Origin of the sequence: Streptomyces sp. SAJ15, assembly GCF_007595705.1 — a bacterium.
Classification (GTDB): domain Bacteria; phylum Actinomycetota; class Actinomycetes; order Streptomycetales; family Streptomycetaceae; genus Streptomyces.
Genome location: NZ_NISY01000019.1, coordinates 46299 through 65595 on the forward strand (window position 1 = coordinate 46299; position 19297 = coordinate 65595).

Consider the following 19297-nt stretch of genomic DNA (forward strand, 5'->3'; position numbering starts at 1 on the left):
GGGACAGAGGGGGAGGGAGTGGGGCCGCCGGCGTCCGTGTGGCCGCCGGAATCCCGCCCGCAGCCGGCTGCCGTGAGCGCCACCGCCAGCGCGAGCGCCGCCGCGATCCCCCGCGCCTCACTCCCCGCAGCGCAGCGACAGCGGCACCTCCGTGCCCATGTGCTGCTCCCAGTCGTCCGGCCGGAGTTCCCTGCCGACCGACGAGCAGACGGTGCGGATCCAGACACGCGGATCAATCCTCCATTCGATGAGTTGCCCCATGTCGTCCGTGGCAGGGCCGTCGGGTTCGGGGTCATCGGTCTCCGAGTAGTCGGCCTCTGTCGCGGTGACGAGCTTTGTGCCGTCCGCCGTGAGGGCAAGGCCTGTCGACTCCGCCTTGTTGCCCTCGGGCAGCAGGAGCGTCCCGAGGGTGCTCTCCGAGTCCAGGTCGAGGAGGCGGACGGTGTGATCCTCGGACGTCGTCCCAGCGGCGAGGCCACCGCCGGTGACCGGGCCGACCGCGGGGTCATCCACACCCTCGACGCTGCCGAGGCGTCGGCTGCCGGACGCGGACCACAGCTCCAGGGCGCCGCTGGTGCGTTGGATGAGCAGGCGGTCGCCGGCATAGGTAAGGCCCCGGACGTCGGCCGCGCGGATCGTGCGGCTACGGCCGGACTCGGTGCTGATGACATGGATTCGGGCGCTGCCGCTCTCGCCGAGCGCCTGCTCGTCTAGCACCGCGGCGTGCGCGGCCCGCGCGTCCAGCGCCACGTAGCTTCTGCTCAGGACGGCGCCGGGGGCGGCCGTCGGTGCCATGGATCTCGGGCCCGGCAACTCGCGCAGCACCTTGCCGGACTCTGCGTCTCTGAAGCGGACCGTGCCGGAGGCGTGCACCTCGGCCACCTTCCGGCCGCCGGGCAAGAAACGCAGCAGAGTGGGCGGGTCGGAGAGCCGGAGCGGGTTCGGTACGGCGGGCCAGGAGCCGACGGGTCGCCACACCCGTCCCCGGGCGAGGATCTGCGCGCTGCCGTCCGGCGCCACCACGATCAGACGGTCGCTGTCGGGCCGCCACAGCAGCTCCGCGAATCCGGGGAGCTTCACCACGCGGGGAAGCTGCCGCTGTTCCGTGGCGGGAACGCCGAGTCTCAGGGTGGACAGCCGGGTTCCTTCACTATCAAGGACCGCCACGTCGCGCCCGTCCGGCGACACGGACACGCGCGGCGCCTCACAGCCCAGGCAGGAGCCCGGGATCGCGACTTCGGAGGCTCGGGCGATACGGGAGCGCTGCTCCAGGTCCCACAGGCTGAGGATGTCGAGGGACGCCGAGACGAGCCGGCTGCCGCCGGAGCCGACGAAGGCGAGGGCGTCCCGGGCGACCGGCCCTGCACCGGGGAGGACAAGTGGCCCGGACGCCTTCCCGCGCGGCGCGTGCGTCCGGCTCACGCGGAGGGTGGAGCCGATCGCTGTGGCCACGTGGGTACCGCCGCGGCTGACGGCCAGGGCCGCCGGAACGCCCGGTTCGGTCGTCGCTTCCAACCCCGGCTTGTCGAATTCAGGCTCTCCCTCGGACGGCCACACCGGCAGCGGGGAGCCTTTGTTGCTGTAGGTGAAGTGGCTGCCGTCCGGGGCGAGCGCGGCTGCCGAGTTGTGAACGCCGAACCCGACCGTGCTGCCGGCGGTGCGGGTGAGCCGCTTCATGGAGATCCGGTTCCATGTGCCGTAGGCGTACTCGATGGCCACCAGCTCCGTATCCCCGTCGAAGGCGAGGGCGGACGGGTCCGACGTCATGTCGTCGAGCTCCAGGCGACTCGTCCGCCCCGAGTCCCGGTCAAGCACCGAGAGCGTGCTCGGGACGTCGTACTCCGAGGTCGTCGTGGTGACCACGACAAAGCGTCCCGACGGAGAAACCGCGAGCGCCGTGGGCCGCTGCCCGCTCGGCAGTCGGGGCGCGGTGGAGATCTCCCCGTACGCCCACACCTTGACCGTGCGGCCGTCGGTCGCCGCGACGATTCCACCGCCAGCATTAGACGCGACCGTCTCCACCGGGCCGGTGAGGCGGCCCAGTCGCTCGTGGTGGCCGGCAAACCGCCCACCGGCGAGCGCCCACAGCTCCACGTCGCCGCCCCGGGTCCCGGCGAAGGCGCGCTTCCCGTCCCCCGAGGCCGCCACCGCGGAGACCGTCCCGGTGGCCCGCACACTTCCGGCCAGGTGAGGACTCGCGGTGACCGCTCGGAACAGGGCCCGGCGGGTCAGCGGATCGGCGTGCTGCCGGTACGCGCGCTCCGCGAACAGCCCGGCAAGCCCGACGTCGCTCTGCAGCAGGTCCTCCGACACAACGGCCAGCCGGTGAGCGTTGGCCAACTGGGCCTTGGCCGCAGACTCCCGGTGCTCCACCACCACCCCGGACGTCACTGCCGCAGCGACCAGCGCCAGCGCGGTGAGCAGGCGCGCGGTGCGGAAGCGTCGGGCGTAGCGGTCGGCCTGCCGGAGCGTCTCGGCGAACTTCACGTCCGCGGGCTCGGGCGCGTGGGCGGCGCCGGGCCGGTTCGCGGCGGGGGCGACCAGGCGCAGCCCTTTGCGGCGTGCAGCCAGGAGCTTGCTCTCCATGCCGCTGACGCCGGTGAGCCGCTCACCGTTGCCCAGCGCCCCTGTCACCGCGGTGCGCGGGCGCAGGCCGTAGAAGACACCGCGCAGCCAGGCCACGCTGGGACGTCGTGTACGAGGATGCCTCACAAGTTCCCGCAGGCCCAGGGCGAAGGCGGCGCCGAGGGAGGGGCCCTCGATCCGCGCAGGAGGGGCCGGGCGATCCGTGAAGATGAGACGCCACAGCACACAGCGCGAGCCTCGGCCGGGCCCGGCCACGGCCCACGCCCGGCCGAGGGCGGTGGCGAACTGGCCGTCGGAGCTGCGCAGGCCGGTCATGGTGCGGGGATCGGGGTACAGGCCCGGGGGCCCTGCGGGGAACTCGCGGAGCTCCAAAACGCCGGTGGCGCCGGGTTCCTCGTCGTCGTGGTGGTCCGTCTCTCCGAACACCACCGGCACCTGTACCAGCGGCCGTCTGCGCGGCTCGCAGCCTGCCATCAGCAGCGCAGCGGCTATCAGAGTACCGTTCGGTGCGGGAGACCGCTCAACCTCGTCGCCGGGCAGGTGCGGGATGCGCTCCAGGACGGCATTCAGCCGCGCGGCGGCGTCTGCCGGGAGGCCGTCGAGGCCCCGGCCGGACGGCTGCGCGGGACCGGGCGCAGCGTTAACGGACAGCAGACCGCTGCCCGCCCACGTGCTCCGTACGCGTGCCAGCGCTTCGTCGTGCTCCGCTGCCCGGCCCGCCGGTGCGCTCAGGGCGCGGGCCAGCAGGTAGGCGTGGAGGGCAGGCGGCATCATGTCGGACGGGCGGTCCGGGGCTGTCTCGTCTATCCAGGCGGCCAGCTCCCCGGCACGTCCGGAGCGCAGCCAGGAGGGGTCCGCGCGCACAGCCTCGCTGCAGCACTTCCACCACAACTGCCGCTCGCCGAGCAGCTCGTGCACCGCGCCCTGAGGGCTTGTGTCCCGGAGGACGGCGTCGAGCGCGGCACGCTGGCGCCCGGCGGGACCGGACGCCGCCTCCTTGGGCGTCATCGCAGCGCACCGTCGATGACGTCGCGTACCCCGTCACTGACGAATTCCCTTACGCGGCGCCAGGCGTCTCGGGTCGTCTCGTTAAGCGCCGCGCCGACGGAGTCCACCACGGTGGCCGGGGCCCAGTCGGCGTCCGCAGGCACAGGTGACGGGCCGGTGGCGGCCCACGTCGCACCCGGTCCGAAGCCGCGGAGGCGGACGTACGAGGCCGCAGGCCCGAACCGGCCAGACACCACGGGCACGAGGAGAACGCGCTTGTGCCCGTCGGGCCGCGCATAGGTGACCGTGGCCAGCAGCGGCCGGTCCTCGTCGTAGGCACCGCGCATCATCAGCTCAAGGCTGTACTCGGACGCGTTACCCGCGGGGTGGCGCAGCAGGAAAGCCGCCCGACCGTCGGGGGAGGCGGCTTCCAGGACCACCGTGTCGCTCCCGGAGGCGGTCAGCGCGCCGGCTGTGGGAAGCGGCGGCAGCGGGAACCAGCCCGGCGCGACGGGGCGGGCCTGCAGTCGGTGCGCGGGCGCCTGTTGGGGGGCGGAGGCGGGAACGTGGACGGGACGCGGGGGGAGGATGACGCCGGTGAACGATGCCCAGGCGCGCTGCCACAGAGCGTATCCGGCGCGTCCGCGTTCCGCTGCCCGCGGGGGGCTGGTGCGACGTCCGCCGGTGAATGACGCCCAGGAGCGCCGGGCGATCGATCCGCGGCTCACGGGGCGGTCTCCCCTCGAGCCGTGTCGAGTCCCGGTGGCTCGGTCTGCGTCGGAACAGTGGGAGGGGCCGGTGTGGTGGGGGCGGCGGGAGCGGTGCCGGGCGCAGCCCCTGCCAGGAGCGCATCGGCGACGGTGGTGGAGCTCCCCATCTGGGCGAGCACGGCAGGTGCCGAAGCCCCCACCGCGACGGCCGCGAACACCCCTGCCAGCTCCCCATGGAGTAGCCAGCCAGCCGCGCCGCCCAGCACGATACGGAAGAGCGCGGCGAGCGAATCCGCGGGCGGATCGATGTACGTGCCGAGGTGCGGCAACGCCTCGGCGGCCATCTTCGCCGTATGCCGCGCCTGCTGCCACGCATGCAGTCGCCCGAAAGTGACAACGGCCTCGACGACTAGTCCGCCGCCGGCGCCGTACAGTGCGCCCTCGGTCCACGAAAGCATCGGACCCCCATCCCTTCGGCGGGGCTAACGCCCCGCCGCATCGCACCCGGTGAACCGTTTTGCGTCAGGCAAACGTACCGGCGCGCCCCCGCACCTGATGGTCTGGAAGGCAAGTTCGCTCCTCCCTCGCTGAACATGGCCGAAGTTCGCCGTCCTCCTCGGAGGCGGGGACGCGAGGACGCGGGGCAGCCAGTGCGACGCATCACTTCACGACGGGGCGAACGTTGCCCGATACGGCACTAATCAGTGACAAACTGGCCAGCAGGAGGTGCCGATGGGGGCAGCCTGGATCGGAGTAGTCGGCGGAGTCGCAGCCGCTTTGATTGCAGGAACCGTGGCTTTCGTTCAGCAACGACGCAAGGAGTCCATCGAGGCTAGGGCTGCCGAGGAAGTCCGCCGTACTGAGGCTCTGATGTCCGTAGCAGCTGTGCAGGCGGCCGTGCAGGACTGGCTTACCTATCTCCAGTACGTGTGTCTGGACGTGAGTCGCGATGAGGCTCCGGGCTTGGCCGAGTTCGACGATAAGTCATCCGCCCTCCGGCAGCAGGTGCACCAGTCCATGGCGCAGATCGCGCCCCTTTTGCCGCCCGGCGAGATCTTCTATAGCCCTTTCGCCCTCACCTTGCGCTCCATCGAGGCGGACGTGCGCGGCGCCCTCGCTGGAAGGTCCCCAACACGGGCGTCCGACGTCCTGCGACGCGCAGACTCATTCGGCAGTCTGTTCTCTCAGCGGCGCATCGTGACGACCCGTTGGGCGCACGATGTCGTTCGTGGACGCTGGAATACCTAAGATTCCTGACCGAAGCCCAGACATATCGCGCAGGCTTCACATGTGAACTCTGCCTCCTGGATCAGAGGCTTGACTCCAATGCCGAGCTCAAGCAGTAGCGCCGTGCGCCCACTCCTGCCAGCGTGCCCCGAGCCCAGGACCAGATCGGAGCCCGCGCGGTTGCGGTGCGAGGCCCAACCCCGAAAGGTCCAGTCGACCTGAGAATCCGGCTGTTGACCGCCTAGGCCGACATCGCGGAGGTAGCGGTACTGATCGAGCGTGAGGTGCCGGATGTCCACGCGCCGCCGGCCCCGGGGCGCGAGCGGATTGCGGCCGCCGGCTGCCACGTAGTCGCGTACACCCGCCTCGCGTCCGGCCTGGCGGGCGACGACGTCGGCGACGGTCGGGTCGTCCGGCATGTTCAGCAGGGCGTTGGTGAGGTTGATGGCAAGGACGGCGGGCGTTAGCGCGGGGCGGCGGGTCTTGCCATCAGGCGCCGAAGGAGTCGATGAACACCTCGTACACGGGGTCTCTAGGCTCCTGACGAAGGGATTAGGCGCGGTGGCAGTGCAGGTTGCGAGCCGCAGCGAGGGGATTGAGTCAGCGGGCGATGAGGGCGGCGCGGTGTTCGTGGCGGTGCGCGGTGGCCGCGGGCTCGGCGAGGACGCGGACGTGATGGGGCTTGCCGACGTCGCCGTGCTTGGAGCAGACGACGGCTGACTGGGTCCGGCCGGTGCACCCGGGCTCGGGGTCGCGGGGCCAGCCGGACGCCTTCACCGCGTGGCCACAGCGGGGTTGTCGGCGTGCCGGGGTTCCACGTGCACGGTGCTGCGGGCCATGAAGGGCTTCTCCTTATCGCGGACGGGAGCGCCGCGCCCGGCCGGAGAGGCGGGCGCGGCGCTCTCGGTTTCGTCTTCTCGTGAGCGGGTTCTTCGGAAACCCGGGGCGGGCGCGGCAGGGTACCCGCCCCGGGCCGGCCGGCATGGCGAGTCGCTCAGCCGTCGTCGGTGGTCGCGTCGCGCTCGAAAGCGTCGATCAGGTCGCGGATCTTGTCAGGGTCGCCGGCCTCGCCGACCCACCTGCCAGTCTCGGTGAAGATGGGCACCTGGTCGTGGTCGGCGTCCAAGACCACGAGGTAGGGGCCGAAGCGGTCGAGGACCGTGCCACCCCTGACCGGGGCGGTGGCTAGGACCTCCAGGGCGTCGACGCTCAGCCGGACACCGCCGTCGGCGCTGCCGGGAAGGGTCAGGATGCCGGAGACGTGGAGCAGGTCGCCGGAGCGCAGCTCGGTGAGCAGGGCGTGGACGATGCGTGGATCGCCGGTGGTGCAGGGCAGGATCGCCTCGTCGACGGGGTCGTCGGTGGGGGAGGAGACCAGAAGGAAGCGAACGGTCCCGTCGGTGTCGCCGGGCTCAGGGACGGTGTCGAGGAAGCCGTCGATGGTCATGGGGATGGTGTCCATCAGCTCGCTACCTCCATCTGGTCGGGGTGGGCGGCGTCGTAGGCGTCCTGGATCTTCTTCGGGATGAGCCCGGTGTCGGCGACCTCGTGGCCGTTGGCGCGCGCCCAGGCCCGGATCGCGGCGCGGTCCTCCTTGCTACGGGTGGGCAGGGCACCCTGCGCCGCTGGGACGGGGCTCACCGTGGACGTGATGCGGCCGGCTCGGACCTGTCGCAGTTCCTTCTCCGCCTGGGCGAGCCTGTCCCGGAGCAGGGTGATCTCCTTCTCCTTCGCAGCGACGGCCCTCTCGTTCGTGCGCAGGGACACGAGCTCGGCCAACAAGGCGCGGGCCTTGGACGCCTTGCCCTGAATGCGGGCGGAGGCATGCTTCTCACCCCACACGAGCAGCGCCTCGGTGGCCGCAGCCACGTCATCAATGTCGGCCGCAGCCGACCCGGCGCCCTGGCCGATCAGGGTGAGGGCCTCGTTCAGTTCCTCGTCAGACAGGCCAAGACACTGCCGGACGGTCGCCGGGGCGTCGCCCTTGTTGAGCATCGAGGCCGCGACAGCGGTGTACGCGTTCGTCGTCGAGATGGGATTGGTCATCGTGTCGTCTCCCATGACGGGGTGTGCGGTGGGTGCGGTCAAGAGCGGGAGCATCCGTACGAGGTCGTCCTCGGAGCGGGGCAGTCCCAGGTAGCCCAGGAGGTCGGCCAAGTCCTGCTTGTCGCGGGCGCGGCGGGCGACGGTGCGTGCCGCGGCCGCGAGCTGGTCGACACTGTTGGAGGTGAGGGCAAGACCCTCGGCAGCCAGAGCCTTCTTCCAGTCAATGAACACGGCCACTCCCTACGCGGTGCGGCCGGTGAGGCCGAGCAGCAGCACGTCCCGATTGCGCTGCTGCCGCTCGGGGGTGAGCGGTTCACGCCACGGCTCGTAGTGGCTGCCCCACATCGGGTGCGGGGCAGGCGCGAGGTCGGCCATCGCCCGGTCGGCGACGGACAGCGGGTTGAGCCGCTGCTCCTGGCGGCGCTGAGCGCGAGCGCGCTCCTGCTGGGCGACGACGCCGACCCAGTCGGGGCCGAGGCGATCCTGCAGGCGGCGGCGGAGGGTGGTCCGCTGGCGCGGCGTGGTGGCCGCCCAGATCCCGGTGACGGTGAGCTCGGGGTTGGCGAGCGCCCATTTCAGGCAGCCGTTTACGATCGGGCAGCTGCGGCAGGCTGCCCTGGCCTGGTCGATGCGGCCGGTGGTGTCCGCGCTGGTGTCGCCGTGCTCGTAGACGAACCGTCCCGGATGGGCACGGCATGCCAGCGCAGTGTCGGCGTGGGGAAAGGGGATGCGAGGGTCGGCCTCGGGAACGGTGTCGATGCTCATGCGGCTCGCCCCCACACGGCCGTGCCCGGGCGGCCCGCGCGCCGACCGTTGACGGACGACACCGTCACATGCCGGGCTTCGGCGAGGGTGGCGCGGCCGGAGTGCTTGCCGTCGTACAAGGCGGCGTCGGCAGCGCGCTGCAGGAGCGTTAGGTCGCGGGTGCCCATCACATCCGGCGTCGCGGCGCCTACCGAGGCGGCGACCTCCACAGCCTGGCCATCCTCCAGGATGACCGGCGTACACAGGATCCGGACCAGCTGCGCGAGGCGGACCTCCCGGCAACGGCGGGGCAGCTCAAGGACGATCGCGAACTCGTCGCCCCCGAGCCGGCCGACGGACGCGCAGCGCCCGGCCCAAGCGATGAGCCGCTCGGCGGTCGCCCGCAGCACGGCGTCCCCAGCCGCGTGGCCCAGGGAGTCGTTGATCGCCTTGAAGTGGTCCTGGTCGACCAAAATCACGGCCGCTTCGTCGCCGTGGCGGCGCAGGACCTGCCGGGCTCGGGCGGTGTAGGCGTCGCGGCGCAGGAGGCCGGTCAGCGGGTCGCGCCTCGTCGCGGCGAGCCGCTTGTACAGGGCGATGGCGTGCACAGTCCAGCCGGTTAACGGCACCGCGGCAGTGGTCAGAAGGAGCGTGCGCGGGCCGATCCGGCCCTGAATGCGCAAGACGGAGTCCATACTGAGGGTCGCCCTCTCGTCTCGTACGGGTTGGGTGGGCCCGGGGCAGGCGGTCGGTTTCCTAGGCCTGGACGCCTGTCCCGGGGCGGAGCTACAGCGCGACGTCGCGGCGGCGGGTCCAGCTGAGCGGGTTGCGCCACAGGCCGGCCTTGGCGGCGGGCCACTCCAGCGCCCAGCCGGGCCGAAGCCCGCGCGCTCCCCAGCTGTCCGGCTGCTTGCCGGGGATCTCAAGTCCGGCCTGGTGCGCGGCGAGCGCGGCGTCGTACACCTCGTGCGCGCGGCGCAGGGCCGCGGCGGGGGAGTCCGCCTCGCCGGTGAAGACGTGCAGCCCCCTGCGGGTCGGGGTGGCGGTGTCGTGTATCGGGACGTCTACCTCGTAGAACTCGCGGTGCGGCATGACGCCCATCTCCTTCCTTGACTGGTACGCGAGGGGCCACGGCGACGCCCTGCCCTGTGGGGATCCGGGGCCCAGGCGGCGGGGAAGCGCGTCAGGTCGCGGTGCTCGCGGCGGAGGCGGAAGCGCTCCGCCGCTCCAGTGGGAAGCGGGCGGCGGCGGTCACCGGCGACGCCCCTTGCGCAGGGTGATCCAGGTGGTGACCAGCGCAGCGACCACGCCGATGGCGCGGTGGGCCGCCTGGTCCAGCTCCATGAGCGCCGTGCCGGGCCCGGAGACGTCCTGGACGGGCTCGGGCCACGCCTCACCGGCCTTACGAACGACGGTGGCGTGCTTGACGTAGCCGCCCTTGCCCGCCTTCTCCGCGAGCCAGATCAGCGGGTCACGCCGATCCAAGATTCCGTGGGTGATCGCGTTGATCGCCGCGCCGGTCAGCAGGGCGCTGGCCGGGACTCGGTACCCGACGGCGCGGGTGACGGCGAGGGTCGAAGCGAGCTGCACGGCCGAGTAGCTGGCGACGTGTCGGCTCACCGAGCGGCGGCCGTAGGCGCTGGCGGTGCAGGTGCGGCCCTCCTTGCCGGCGCGCCACGGGTTCTCTTCGACGGGTGAGCCGTCGTTGAGGTAGACCCGGTGGGAGCCGTGCATGCCCTTGGTCACTGCGTCGTGCTCCCGCTGGATGAACTGGTCACCCAGGGAATGGACGCCGTCGAAGACGGAGGTCAGGGCGGCGACCAGGGCGAGGCCCTCGATGGCGCGGATGCGATCGGTCATGCTGGGTGTGCTCCTCATCTCGGATTCGGGGTGGGGTGGGGCGGCCGGCCTCTTGTCGATGCTGCGGACGCCCCGTGGTGCCTTCGCCCCCGGCCGGACTCCGGCCGGGGGCGGTGGTGTCAGAACGGCGGCTCGTCCCAGGCCGGGACGGGGAGAAGCCGGACGCGCAGCTCTCGGCGGTGGGCCCAGCAGCCGCGCGCCTCCATCTCGGGGAAGGCGCCGCCGGTCCACCAGCCGCCCTCGCCGTGGCAACGCGGGCAGCCCGGTCGGGGGCGGGCGGTGATCTCGATGCGGTGCCGGTCGGCGTAGAGCTTCCAACGGCCAGACTTGAGTACAGCGGCGGCCGTCACCGCGGTGAGCGGGACGGCGACGGCGAGCAGCAGGGGCGCGCGCAGGCTACGGGCGACCACGTCAGCGAGCCGCGGCATCCGCGAGGATTTCGGCGTGGTCGAACGCCAGATCCGGGAGCGCGTCCAGCGGCCACCAGCGGGCGGCCGTCGCATCGTCCCCGGCCGTCGGCTGGACCAGCGAGGGCAAGGTGGCCGTGTAGGCGACGGTGACGTACCTGCCGCGCGGGTCACGGCCGGGGGCGTCGTAGGCGGCCACCTGCAGGAGGTCGGCGGCCGGGACGGTGATGCCGGTCTCCTCATCCAGCTCGCGCGCCGCGGCGGCGAGGCTGCTCTCCCCGGCGCCGACGTGACCTCCCGGCAAGGCCCAGGAGCCCGCGAACGGCTCCCATCCTCGCTCGATCAGCAGGACGTGGCCGGCGGCGAGCAGGACGACGTCGGCCGTGTAGCGGATCGTCTCGTCGGGGGTTGTGTCGGTGGTCATGGGCTGATCCTTCTGGTCAGGCGGCCAGCAGGCGCTTGGCCGGGAGGTCGATGTAGGTGCCGGGTGTGGGCTCGAAGCCCTTGTCGCACGGGTCGCAGCAGCCCTGGGTGCGCAGCGGGAGGCAGAAGTAGTAGCGCTGGCCGCACTGGGGGCAGGTCTGCCGCGCGGCCATCGCCCGGTCCAGCGCCCACTCCTGCGCGAGCGTCGGCGTCCGCTTCGGCCGGGCGAGGCTCACGTCGTGGAGCCAGTCTCGGGTGGGGTGGTTGCACGACTGGTCGGGCCGGTACGAGCACCCCTTGCAGCGCAGGACCGCGACCGGTGCGTGCCCGCCGGGGCTGAGGCCCTTCTCCCGTAACTGCCTGCGCGTGACCAGGCCCTCGGGGCAGGTGCGCCGGTCGTACTCCGGCAAGGTCGCGGTGCTGCGCAACACCTTCTTGACCTCGTGGCGGCGCCTCTTCTTCCGGGGGGCGGGGCATCACCGGTTCCAGGCGCCGGGGAGCTGGGCGGGACGCTGCGGTCCGGGGCGCTGCGGGCGGGGCCGGCCGATGCGGCGGCGGGGGCGGGGGATGAGCACGGTGTGTGTCCTCCAACAGGGTTGAGGGCGGGCAGTGCTGCGGCCCGCCGGCGGAAGTCCGCTGCGGGGCGTGGGGTGTGGCGGGCGGCCGGTCGGACTGTCCGGTCCTCGCCCGCGCGGGGCGGGCGAGAGCCGGGCAGGGCGGCAGGTCAGCGCTTCTGGAGCGGGTGCACGTTGTCCGGGGTGTCGTCGGCGTCCGGGGCGGCCGGGGCCGGGAGGTGGATGTGCGGCTCGAACGCGGGCGCGGCGTTGTGGATGTGGGTGAAGATCGCCGGGCGCAGGGTCAGCCCGCGCAGCGCGAACGTGGAGGTGACGGTCCAGGCGAGGACGGCGAGCCCGGTGGCGATGGTGCGGCCCTGGTCGGGAGCGGCGTCCCAGACCATGGCGATGCTGGCTGCGCCCCACGCGGTCCAGGTGAGGCGGGCGCCGCTGCTGCGGAAGAACCCGCCGACCAGGCCGAAGATGCCGACCAGTTGCCAGACGGTGTAGACGGTGGAGGCGCTGATCGGCAGCGCGGCGGAGTGGGCCGCGATGTAGGTGCGGATCGGCTGGTCGACCACGGCGAAGACTCCGTGGGAAGTGTCGGCGCCGACCTGGACGCGGGGCACGGCGGTCAGCAGGCGGTGCAGCGTGTCGGCCAGGACGTCGGTCGCGCCGTCCAGCAGGATGAGGACCGCGCAGATCCCGACAAGTCCGAGCGCCGTCTTCACCCAGTTCGCCATGCCGTGCCAGCCGAGTTCGGGGGCGCGGCGCAGGTCCTCCCAGCTTTCGTGCAGGAAGCCGCCCGGCTCCCAGGACGTGTTCCACGCCGCGCGCAGTCCGGCGAAGTGCTTCACGCCGGGGATGTCCTTCGCGTCGGGCGGCGGGGGCGTCTGCTGGAGCAGGTCGCGGAAGCTCGGGGTGCGCTGGCCGTTGATGGGCTGGCCGTTGATGGGCTTGTCGTCGGACTGCATGGCGGGGTGACTCCCTGGCTCGGGTTCGGTGTGGTGGTGCTGGTGGTGGGCAGGCCGGACGGCCTGGCCCGCACCCGACCGCGAGGGTTCGGGCGCGAAGCAGGTGGTCCGGAGCGGGTCAGAGGCCGCGGGCGTCGGCGAGGTGCGCGGCCTGGTCGACCATGCGGATCGGGACGCGGGCCGTGCCGTGCGCGTCGTTGAAGGACGGCACGGAGTCGACGTCGTCGCCGAAGGTGCGGCGGATCGCGTCCAGGAGCACGGTGGCCGCGTCGGATTCCAGGCCGCTGTCGCCGCGCGCCTCGATCCGGATGGCTCCGAGCATGCAGCGGGCGCCGTCCTCGTCGACCAGGACGTCCTTGCACCAGCCGCCGGTGAGCAGCCGGTGGTGGGCGCGCTGCAGAAGGGCCGCGACCGGGGTGGGGTACAGGTCCGGCAGCGGGGCGGGCCCGGTGTCGACGGGGCCGGTGACGACGTCGGCCAGGTCGACGGGCTCGGTGGGGATGTGCGCGGTGTTGACCTCGTAGGCGACCTTGGCTTCGTCCAGCCGGAGGGTCATCGCCGTGTTGAGGAAGTCGAGGCGTTCCTCGAAGGTCAGTTCCGCCGGCGGCGCGGGCGCGGCCGGGGCGGCCGGGGTGGTCTGGTCTATGGCGGGGCGGGTCTGGGGCATCGGGGCTCCTGGTGGCATCGAAGGCGCGGGGGCGGGGTGGCGGCCTTCGACGCCGGCGGCCGGGGCGGGGTCAGCCGCTGACGGTGCTGATCGCGTTGGTGATGAGCGGTGCGGCGCCGGTGGAGGCGAGGAAGAAGCCGAATCCGGCGCAGGCGAGGGCGGGTCCGAGGCGTACGGAGCCGCCTCGGATGAGGACGAAGACGACGATGCCGAGCAGGACGACGGCGGAGATCGAGACGGCCACGGGCGGTGTGTCCTTTGCAGGTGTGGGCAGGGCCCGGCCGGTGCGGCCGGGCCCTGCGGGTGGGATCGGGTACGGGGGGTGGGTCAGACGCCGGAGAGGTTCTTGATGGCCTCCAGTGCCTGGCGGGGGGAGGTGACCGCGTCGCGGCGCGCGGCGGACTTCCCGCCGCCACGGCGCGGGCCGCCGCCGCCCTTCTTGGGCGCACCGTCGTCCTCGCCGTCCTCGCCGTCGTCCGGCTTGTCGCCGAACTCGCCGGGCCGGGGCGGCTCGGTCCAGTCGAACCACAGGTCCCGCGCCTCGAGCTCGCGGATCTCGTAGTCGGTCAGGGTGGCGATGACGTCGGGGAAGTAGTCGTCGAGGCTCTTCTTGAAGTCCATGAGCAGGGTGCGCAGGACCTCGGGCTGTTTGGCTTCGACGATCCAGCCGGCGCCGCCGGTGTTGGAGTTGGCGGGCGGCTCGGGCTCGCCGCGCATCACCCGCTCGATCCGGCCCGCCTCCTCCGGCGAGAACGAGCGGGGGAGGGGGTCGGGGGTGTTCTCGGACGGGATCCCGAGGGCCTTGAACATCGCGCCCACCTTGCCGGGGGCGACCTTCAGGACGACCGGGATGCAGTTCTCGCGCAGGTTCTCGCACAGCAGCTGCGTGAAGCCGTCCTGCACGTAGATGGACTGGCCGGCCACCTTGATGCCGATGCCGTACTTGCGGCCCTTGACCGACACCTTCTCGGCAAGGTCCATGATCTCCGCTCCGTAGTCGCCGTGGCGGGCGGCGGAGAGGAACTCATCGAGGTAGGCGGACAGCATCCGGTAGGGGCAGCCCGGCAGTTTCGGGTCCCAGTCGTAGACGCGTCCGTCCTCCCACGGCATCTCGCCGCGGATCTCCATCAGCGCGTCCAAGGCCCGCAGGAGGCGGATCATGTAGAGCGCGCCGACGCCGTAGCGGTCGGCGTACTCGCCCAGCTTGGCGGCCTTCTCGTCCGAGGCCTCCGCCGCCAGCCACACCACGGCGCCGAACAGGGCGTCGGCCGCGACGTGCAGGCCCATCAGCTGGGTCTTGCCGCCGCCGGACGGGGCGACGAACAGGCCGTGCGCTGCGCCCCGGTCGGTGTAGACGCGGTTGCGGGCGGGCTGGCCGTTGCCGAGGAAGCCGGTCACCCACCGGCCGTCCTTGTCCGGAGTGAGCAGCTCGCGGGTGGCGGGGAAGATCTGCGCCAGCGGGCTGGAGTCCCACAGGGAGACCAGGATCTGGTTGCCGTCGATGGTGACGAACAGCCGGCCTTCGTCGTACTTGGTCTTCAGCGCGGCCGCCAGGGCGTGCTGGTTGACGCGCGGCTCGCCCGCCTCGTCGGGGACCTGGGCGATGTAGTGGGTGACCCGGCGGGCGTGGTCGCGCACCTCCTTGACGAACTCCGAGCCGGGCACCGGGCCGCTCGCGATCCGGTCGGCCCACCACTCGTGGGCGGTGGGGGTCTTGCGGCGCCGGTCGTTCGCGTCGGGGGTGACGTGGACTTCCCGCCAGGCGGGGCCGCCCTCGCGCCCGGCCTGCCGGACGATCTCCTTGATGGTCACGTCGGTGACGTCGACGCCGAACGCGGCGGCGATGTCGTCCTCCTTGAGGCCGGAGATGGCCCGGCCGGCCTCGGAGGCGCGCAGCAGCAGCGACAGGTCGTTGGGCATGCCGTCGTGCGGGGTCGCCTTGACCACGATGGTGCGGCCGGGCATGCCGCGGTTCTCCCACAGCCAGCGGACCTGCCGGGTGAAGGAGTCGGCGCCGTCGTCCGGCTGCGCCGGGGACGGCTCGGGCTCAGCGGGCTGGAGCTGGGGGGCGGGGGCCGGGGCGGCGAGCGCGGGCCGGTGCCCGCGGCGGGTGTGCCGGGAGAACGGCATCACAAGCAGGCCGGCCGCCGCCCACCCGGTCGCCAGGAGGGCGTCCAGGCAGTAGGGGCCGAAGCCGATCGTGTGCCGGGCGGCGACGTCGATGGCGGCCGCGGCCACGAGCGGCGACCAGCGCAGGATCTTGCGGCCCGCGCCGGGCTCGTCGCTCTTGTAGGCGAGGAACCAGCCGCCGACGCCGGCGGCGCCCGCCAGCTGCACGACGGTGTTGACGGGGCTGTCGGGGTAAAGGTTCGGGGCCGCGGCGAGGACCGGGGCGGCCAGTGTGTAGAGAGTGCGCTCCAGGGCGACGCTGCGCGGCACAGACACGGGAAGGTCTCCTTCGGGAGATGGCGATGGGCGGCCCGCCGTCGGTGGCGGGCCGCCCATCAGGGGTTTCAGCGGGGTCGGGAGATCAGTGGGCGAAGAAACCCGGCTTGGGGGTGCGCTCCCTGCGGCCCGAGCGGACGGTGTCCAGGCCCTCGTACAGCCGCGCGTGCGTACGCCGCGCGTCCGTGGCCAGGCCGGACACCTCCTGTGCCGTCTCGTGCAGCTTCTGGACCTCCACGGCGGCGCCGCCCAGGGCGACGGACACCTGGTTGGTCATCTCGATGAACTTGCGGTCCAGTTCGGCGTTGGCGATGTCGACGGCCAGGCCCCCCGCGCGCTGGGCGTTCTGCCGCATGCCGCGCAGCAGCGTCTCCAGCTCGTTGCTGGCCAGGTCCATCGCAGTGCCCAGCGTCTTGAGCTTCTGCTGGACGGCCTTGTACCGGTTGTCGCCGTCGGTCGTAGCGGCAGCGCCGCCGCCGGTGGTGGGTGCGAGGTCGCTCATCAGCAGACCTCCTTCCTAGTCGTGGTGGGCGGCGGCGGAGGCGTGGGCCAGGCCCGCGTCGTCCATGGCCGCGATGTCCTCGCCGTAGACGCGGCCGACCGACATGGCGGCGATCCGAGCGGCCTCCGAGGCGATCTCGCACTCGGTGGCGCACCGTTCGGCGAGCTGCTTCATGCGGTCCGCGGCGTCGGCCAGGTCCGTGATCTGGTCGACGACCTCGGTGGCGATGTTGTGGTCGCCGACCAGGTCGGCGGCCATGTCCCGCAGGGCGTCGGCGACCTTGCCGAGCGCGACGGCCAGTTCCTGGGCGCGGTCCTTGTCGAGTGCGGCGGCGATCGCGATGTTCACGATCTCCATCAGGTACTCGCCGAAAGTAATGTCCGTGCGGTGCTTGGCCGCCATGCCGGCCTGGCCCGACGTGGGCCTGCTGACCTCCGATGCCACGGGGTCCTCCTGTGCGGTGGGTCGGGTGGTGCCGGGACGCTGGGTGTGGGGCTCGGGGGCCCGCGGGAGACTCGCCGCACTCGAGGTGGTGGCCCCGAAGGGGTCGGCGGGGTCGTCGACGATGACCGCGTCCGGGATGTCCTCCTCAGCCGCTTCGGGCTTGGGGGAGCGGGGCGGGCCATCGGGACGGTCCACCGTGACGTTGAGGTCCTCGGGCCGGAGCCTGGAGGGTTCCTCCGGCTCGAGCGGGTCGGTGTCCTCACCGGCCTTGGCGAAGAAGTCCTTCAGCTTCTCCTTGAAGGAGCGGCTGTCGGTGCTGTCGTCCGTGTCCGGCGGGTCCTTGACGTCGTCGGGCTTGGAGCCGTCTGCCGTGTCGGTGCCGTCCTTCGGGTCCGTGTCACCGGAGCCGTCAGAGGGCTTCTCGCCGGTCTTCTTGCCGTCGTCCGGCTCCTTGGTCGCGGAGGCGTCCTTCGTGCCGTCAGCGCCCGTTTCAGGGCCGTCCTTGGGCATCTTCTTGGTGGTGGCCTCGGAGTCCTTGGCCTTGCCGTCGTCCTTCGCGGCCTTGTCCTTCTCGGCTGCGCGACGCTTGTCCCAGCGGCGCTGCGCTTCCTCCGCCACGGCCGCACCGAGGGTGGTGCGGTCGTCGGCGGCCTTAGCGGCCTCCCGCTTCGCCTTCCTCGCGGCCTTCCGCTCGGCTTTCGCCCGGCGGCGTTCCTCCCGCGCCGCCTGCTGGTTGGCGCGGTCCTGGTCGCGGTCCTTGCTGCGGTCGGCCAGGTTGGCGGCCTGGTCGGCGCTGCGCCGCTGCTGCCGGGCGGCCTGGCGGGCAGCGGCGCGCTCCTGGCGGCCGCGGGCCCGTTCGGCCCGGGAGCTGGGGGCCGGCGAGTTCTGTGTCCTGCCGCCGTCACCCTTCGAACCGCCCTTGCCGCCCCCGGAGCCGCCCGAGCCGTTCTTGCCGCCGGAGCCGCTCGAACTTCCCTTGCCGGAACCGGACTTGCCGGAACCTCCAGAGCCGTTCTGACGGCCCCTGGAGCCCCCGGACGACTCATTGCCCTTGGAAGGGCCCCCACGGCCGCCAGCGGAGCGATCAGAGCCCTTCCCGGTGCCCTTGGGAGAGTTGCCGCTCCCGGAGCCGCGACCGGTACCGCCGGACCCGTTCGCTCCCGAGCCCCGGCCGCCGCCGGTGCCGCCCCGGCCTGAACCGCCGGAGCTGCCGCCGCCTCCGCGAGAGCCGCCCCCGCCGCCGGCCTTCGAACGGCCTCCCTTGTCGGCACCCATGCCGGAGCTCGAGGACCGCGCCGCGTCGGCCTTGCCGCGCGCCGCCGCCTTGTCGGCCTTCGCCTTCATCTGCGCGGCGTGGAGCTTGGCGTTCTGCTCCATCATCGCGGTTTCCTGGGCGGTGCGGGCCTCGATGAGCGCGGCTTTACGCGCTATCTCCGCCTCCCGGAACGGCGCTTCCCCGGCATGCCGCTCACGCGCTACCTCCAGCCGGTATTCCAGCCAGTCACCGAGCCTGTCGGCGAGAGAACGAGGCTGGACGTATTCGCCTTCCTCGTATTCTCCGTCGTCAGGATCAGGCGCGTCGGGCATTCCCGTTTCCCGCAAAGCGGTTTCCGGGGAAATAGGCCCACGAATGGGCGGGAGTTCCATTGTCGTCTCCGCCGGGGACTCCGGCGGAACAACGCCGCCAAAGTCACTGTCGGGCGGTTCAGAATAAAAGAGGTCCCCGCCGTCGGGAGCGTCCGGCATTCCGCCGGAATCACTGCCCCGGGTGGGGAGGCTGATCACGTTGCTGTCAGTGTCGTCGGACACGCGACCCCTCCTCCTGGGCTTGACAGTCGGCACCGGCCTCGCGTACGCGCGTGCGCGGCACGCGCGGCACGCGTCACGCGCGGCACGCGTTGGGATCGCCGAAGGGCCGCCCCCGGGAGTCGGAGGCGGCCCTTCGTGCGGGGCGCGGGGAGCTAGCCGTTGTGACGGCCGTAGACGTTGTGCAGGGCGAGCGCGACCTCGCGGATGAAGTCCGTGTTCCCGTCGCGGTAAGCCTGCGTGCCTCGGATATTCACGAGCCGAAGCCAATAGTAGAAGGTGCCGAGGTCATTTCCGTGCTGAGCGATCAGATCCTGCTTGATTTTGCGCTCGTGCTCCGCACGGTTGAATGCTTTCCGCTCTGCTTTCGTGAGCGGTCGACCTGCACTCACGCCGACTCCCTGCGGTCCAGGTTGTAAATCGACGTGGGACCACCATAGCCCATATTCGGGCTCTGCACACCCGGCCGCCCCGGGCTTTCCGGGGCGGCCTGGAGCGGCGGGTTGTTCTTACGCGCCTTGATCTGCGCCTTTTCCTTTCGGTTTTTCCTGACCTCCTTCACCTTTTCGTCGTGGGCGTGGCGCTTGTGGGCGCTCTTTTCCAGTCCCGAACTAATGCTCTTGAGATTCTTGAGAATATCGTTCAGGGACTTTTCCACCGGGAAGGAACGCAGGAAAGCCTGGCCCATCTTGTCGCCCTCCACGCGGGTCCCGCGGCAGTGCACGCGGGTCTCACGCTGGAGGATCTCCAGCTTGGCCTGCATGTCCAGCACGACCCTGTTGAAGTCCGCAAGGTAGTGCGCGTAGGCGGCGGGGTTCTGCGCGATCTCGCGCAGCGCCGCGTTCGGGTCGTCGAAGAAGGGCTTGTCTTCGGTGCTCACGGGGTCCTCCGTGGGGTCGGATCTGCGTACGTGGG

General features: G+C 72.0%; 23 protein-coding genes. 2 read left to right on the plus strand and 21 right to left on the minus strand.

All coding sequences use genetic code 11. The features are described 5' to 3' along the window. Positions 1-117: 117 nt before the first annotated feature. The 3 genes from CD790_RS31130 to CD790_RS31140 all read right to left on the minus strand — a co-directional run bounded on the left by CD790_RS31130 (position 118) and on the right by CD790_RS31140 (position 4741). A complete protein-coding gene (locus CD790_RS31130) occupies positions 118-3594 on the minus strand; it encodes a WD40 repeat domain-containing protein (RefSeq protein WP_144386728.1) in 3477 nt (1158 codons plus the stop codon). After that, positions 3591-4013 (minus strand): hypothetical protein, encoded by a 423-nt coding sequence (locus CD790_RS36405; RefSeq protein WP_260868030.1) that lies wholly within the window; start codon positions 4011-4013, stop codon positions 3591-3593. The genes CD790_RS31130 and CD790_RS36405 overlap by 4 nt, the downstream gene beginning before the upstream one ends. Positions 4014-4297: 284 nt before the next feature. Then, positions 4298-4741 (minus strand): hypothetical protein, encoded by a 444-nt coding sequence (locus CD790_RS31140; RefSeq protein WP_144386730.1) that lies wholly within the window; start codon positions 4739-4741, stop codon positions 4298-4300. A 412-nt stretch (positions 4742-5153) separates the two neighbouring features. On the opposite strand from CD790_RS31140, the gene CD790_RS31145 reads away from it, so the two are divergent. Further along, positions 5154-5531, plus strand: a complete 378-nt coding sequence (locus CD790_RS31145; protein WP_144386731.1) for a hypothetical protein — start codon at positions 5154-5156, stop codon at positions 5529-5531. Here CD790_RS31145 and CD790_RS31150 read toward each other — a convergent pair. After that, positions 5528-5929: a hypothetical protein gene (locus tag CD790_RS31150; protein WP_144386732.1), complete on the minus strand. Its 402-nt coding sequence runs from the start codon at positions 5927-5929 to the stop codon at positions 5528-5530. The two genes, CD790_RS31145 and CD790_RS31150, sit on opposite strands and share 4 nt — an antisense overlap. Positions 5930-6071: 142 nt before the next feature. Between CD790_RS31150 and CD790_RS35010 the strand changes: the two genes are divergently transcribed. Further along, positions 6072-6230: a hypothetical protein gene (locus tag CD790_RS35010; protein WP_186319326.1), complete on the plus strand. Its 159-nt coding sequence runs from the start codon at positions 6072-6074 to the stop codon at positions 6228-6230. 274 nt (positions 6231-6504) lie between these two features. Here CD790_RS35010 and CD790_RS31155 read toward each other — a convergent pair whose 3' ends face one another. The 17 genes from CD790_RS31155 to CD790_RS31235 all read right to left on the minus strand — a co-directional run bounded on the left by CD790_RS31155 (position 6505) and on the right by CD790_RS31235 (position 19262). Beyond that, positions 6505-6972, minus strand: coding sequence for a hypothetical protein (locus CD790_RS31155; RefSeq protein ID WP_260868031.1), 468 nt, complete (start codon positions 6970-6972; stop codon positions 6505-6507). Further along, complete coding sequence (locus CD790_RS31160; protein WP_144386733.1) at positions 6972-7787, minus strand: histone-like nucleoid-structuring protein Lsr2; 816 nt, start codon at positions 7785-7787, stop codon at positions 6972-6974. The genes CD790_RS31155 and CD790_RS31160 overlap by 1 nt, the downstream gene beginning before the upstream one ends. A gap of 9 nt (positions 7788-7796) precedes the next feature. Next, positions 7797-8321: a WhiB family transcriptional regulator gene (locus tag CD790_RS31165; protein WP_144386734.1), complete on the minus strand. Its 525-nt coding sequence runs from the start codon at positions 8319-8321 to the stop codon at positions 7797-7799. After that, on the minus strand, positions 8318-8995 hold the full coding sequence (locus tag CD790_RS31170) for a GGDEF domain-containing protein (protein ID WP_144386735.1): 678 nt from the start codon (positions 8993-8995) through the stop codon (positions 8318-8320). Before CD790_RS31170 ends, CD790_RS31165 begins: the two co-directional genes overlap by 4 nt. Positions 8996-9086: 91 nt before the next feature. Further along, on the minus strand, positions 9087-9392 hold the full coding sequence (locus CD790_RS31175) for a hypothetical protein (RefSeq protein ID WP_260868032.1): 306 nt from the start codon (positions 9390-9392) through the stop codon (positions 9087-9089). Positions 9393-9551: 159 nt separating this feature from the next. Continuing rightward, entirely contained in the window at positions 9552-10160 is a 609-nt protein-coding gene (locus CD790_RS31180) for a hypothetical protein (RefSeq protein ID WP_144386737.1), read from the minus strand. 119 nt (positions 10161-10279) lie between these two features. Continuing rightward, positions 10280-10588 (minus strand): hypothetical protein, encoded by a 309-nt coding sequence (locus tag CD790_RS31185; protein ID WP_144386738.1) that lies wholly within the window; start codon positions 10586-10588, stop codon positions 10280-10282. Continuing rightward, complete coding sequence (locus CD790_RS31190) at positions 10572-10991, minus strand: NUDIX hydrolase (RefSeq protein ID WP_144386739.1); 420 nt, start codon at positions 10989-10991, stop codon at positions 10572-10574. Before CD790_RS31190 ends, CD790_RS31185 begins: the two co-directional genes overlap by 17 nt. Before the next feature lie 16 nt (positions 10992-11007). Further along, positions 11008-11421, minus strand: a complete 414-nt coding sequence (locus CD790_RS31195) for an RRQRL motif-containing zinc-binding protein (RefSeq protein ID WP_144386740.1) — start codon at positions 11419-11421, stop codon at positions 11008-11010. 293 nt (positions 11422-11714) lie between these two features. Further along, entirely contained in the window at positions 11715-12518 is an 804-nt protein-coding gene (locus CD790_RS31200; protein WP_144386741.1) for a hypothetical protein, read from the minus strand. A gap of 118 nt (positions 12519-12636) precedes the next feature. Continuing rightward, positions 12637-13185, minus strand: a complete 549-nt coding sequence (locus CD790_RS31205; protein WP_144386742.1) for a hypothetical protein — start codon at positions 13183-13185, stop codon at positions 12637-12639. 70 nt (positions 13186-13255) lie between these two features. Beyond that, complete coding sequence (locus CD790_RS35015; RefSeq protein WP_186319327.1) at positions 13256-13429, minus strand: hypothetical protein; 174 nt, start codon at positions 13427-13429, stop codon at positions 13256-13258. An 83-nt stretch (positions 13430-13512) separates the two neighbouring features. Further along, positions 13513-15630 carry a chromosome segregation protein ParM gene (locus CD790_RS31215; protein ID WP_144386743.1) on the minus strand — a complete coding sequence of 706 codons (2118 nt, stop codon included), beginning with the start codon at positions 15628-15630 and terminating at the stop codon, positions 13513-13515. 85 nt (positions 15631-15715) lie between these two features. Next, complete coding sequence (locus CD790_RS31220; protein WP_144386744.1) at positions 15716-16132, minus strand: conjugal transfer protein TraB; 417 nt, start codon at positions 16130-16132, stop codon at positions 15716-15718. 15 nt (positions 16133-16147) lie between these two features. Continuing rightward, positions 16148-18163, minus strand: coding sequence for an ATP/GTP-binding protein (locus CD790_RS31225; protein ID WP_260868033.1), 2016 nt, complete (start codon positions 18161-18163; stop codon positions 16148-16150). 374 nt (positions 18164-18537) lie between these two features. Beyond that, on the minus strand, positions 18538-18774 hold the full coding sequence (locus CD790_RS31230) for a hypothetical protein (protein WP_144386745.1): 237 nt from the start codon (positions 18772-18774) through the stop codon (positions 18538-18540). Next, positions 18771-19262: a hypothetical protein gene (locus CD790_RS31235; RefSeq protein WP_144386746.1), complete on the minus strand. Its 492-nt coding sequence runs from the start codon at positions 19260-19262 to the stop codon at positions 18771-18773. The genes CD790_RS31230 and CD790_RS31235 overlap by 4 nt, the downstream gene beginning before the upstream one ends. Positions 19263-19297: the final 35 nt, after the last annotated feature.

What these genes read in the sequence shown, in the direction of transcription:
- CD790_RS31200 (WP_144386741.1), bottom strand. Translation starts at nt 12,518, where the DNA reads ATGCAGTCCGACGACAAGCCCATCAACGGCCAGCCCATCAACGGCCAG.
- CD790_RS31220 (WP_144386744.1), bottom strand. Translation starts at nt 16,132, where the DNA reads ATGAGCGACCTCGCACCCACCACCGGCGGCGGCGCTGCCGCTACGACC.
- CD790_RS31140 (WP_144386730.1), bottom strand. Translation starts at nt 4,741, where the DNA reads ATGCTTTCGTGGACCGAGGGCGCACTGTACGGCGCCGGCGGCGGACTA.
- CD790_RS31190 (WP_144386739.1), bottom strand. Translation starts at nt 10,991, where the DNA reads ATGACCACCGACACAACCCCCGACGAGACGATCCGCTACACGGCCGAC.
- CD790_RS31155 (WP_260868031.1), bottom strand. Translation starts at nt 6,972, where the DNA reads ATGGACACCATCCCCATGACCATCGACGGCTTCCTCGACACCGTCCCT.
- CD790_RS31175 (WP_260868032.1), bottom strand. Translation starts at nt 9,392, where the DNA reads ATGCCGCACCGCGAGTTCTACGAGGTAGACGTCCCGATACACGACACC.
- CD790_RS31145 (WP_144386731.1), top strand. Translation starts at nt 5,154, where the DNA reads ATGTCCGTAGCAGCTGTGCAGGCGGCCGTGCAGGACTGGCTTACCTAT.
- CD790_RS31170 (WP_144386735.1), bottom strand. Translation starts at nt 8,995, where the DNA reads ATGGACTCCGTCTTGCGCATTCAGGGCCGGATCGGCCCGCGCACGCTC.
- CD790_RS31225 (WP_260868033.1), bottom strand. Translation starts at nt 18,163, where the DNA reads ATGCCCGACGCGCCTGATCCTGACGACGGAGAATACGAGGAAGGCGAA.
- CD790_RS31150 (WP_144386732.1), bottom strand. Translation starts at nt 5,929, where the DNA reads ATGCCGGACGACCCGACCGTCGCCGACGTCGTCGCCCGCCAGGCCGGA.
- CD790_RS31180 (WP_144386737.1), bottom strand. Translation starts at nt 10,160, where the DNA reads ATGACCGATCGCATCCGCGCCATCGAGGGCCTCGCCCTGGTCGCCGCC.
- CD790_RS31185 (WP_144386738.1), bottom strand. Translation starts at nt 10,588, where the DNA reads ATGCCGCGGCTCGCTGACGTGGTCGCCCGTAGCCTGCGCGCGCCCCTG.
- CD790_RS31165 (WP_144386734.1), bottom strand. Translation starts at nt 8,321, where the DNA reads ATGAGCATCGACACCGTTCCCGAGGCCGACCCTCGCATCCCCTTTCCC.
- CD790_RS31205 (WP_144386742.1), bottom strand. Translation starts at nt 13,185, where the DNA reads ATGCCCCAGACCCGCCCCGCCATAGACCAGACCACCCCGGCCGCCCCG.
- CD790_RS31130 (WP_144386728.1), bottom strand. Translation starts at nt 3,594, where the DNA reads ATGACGCCCAAGGAGGCGGCGTCCGGTCCCGCCGGGCGCCAGCGTGCC.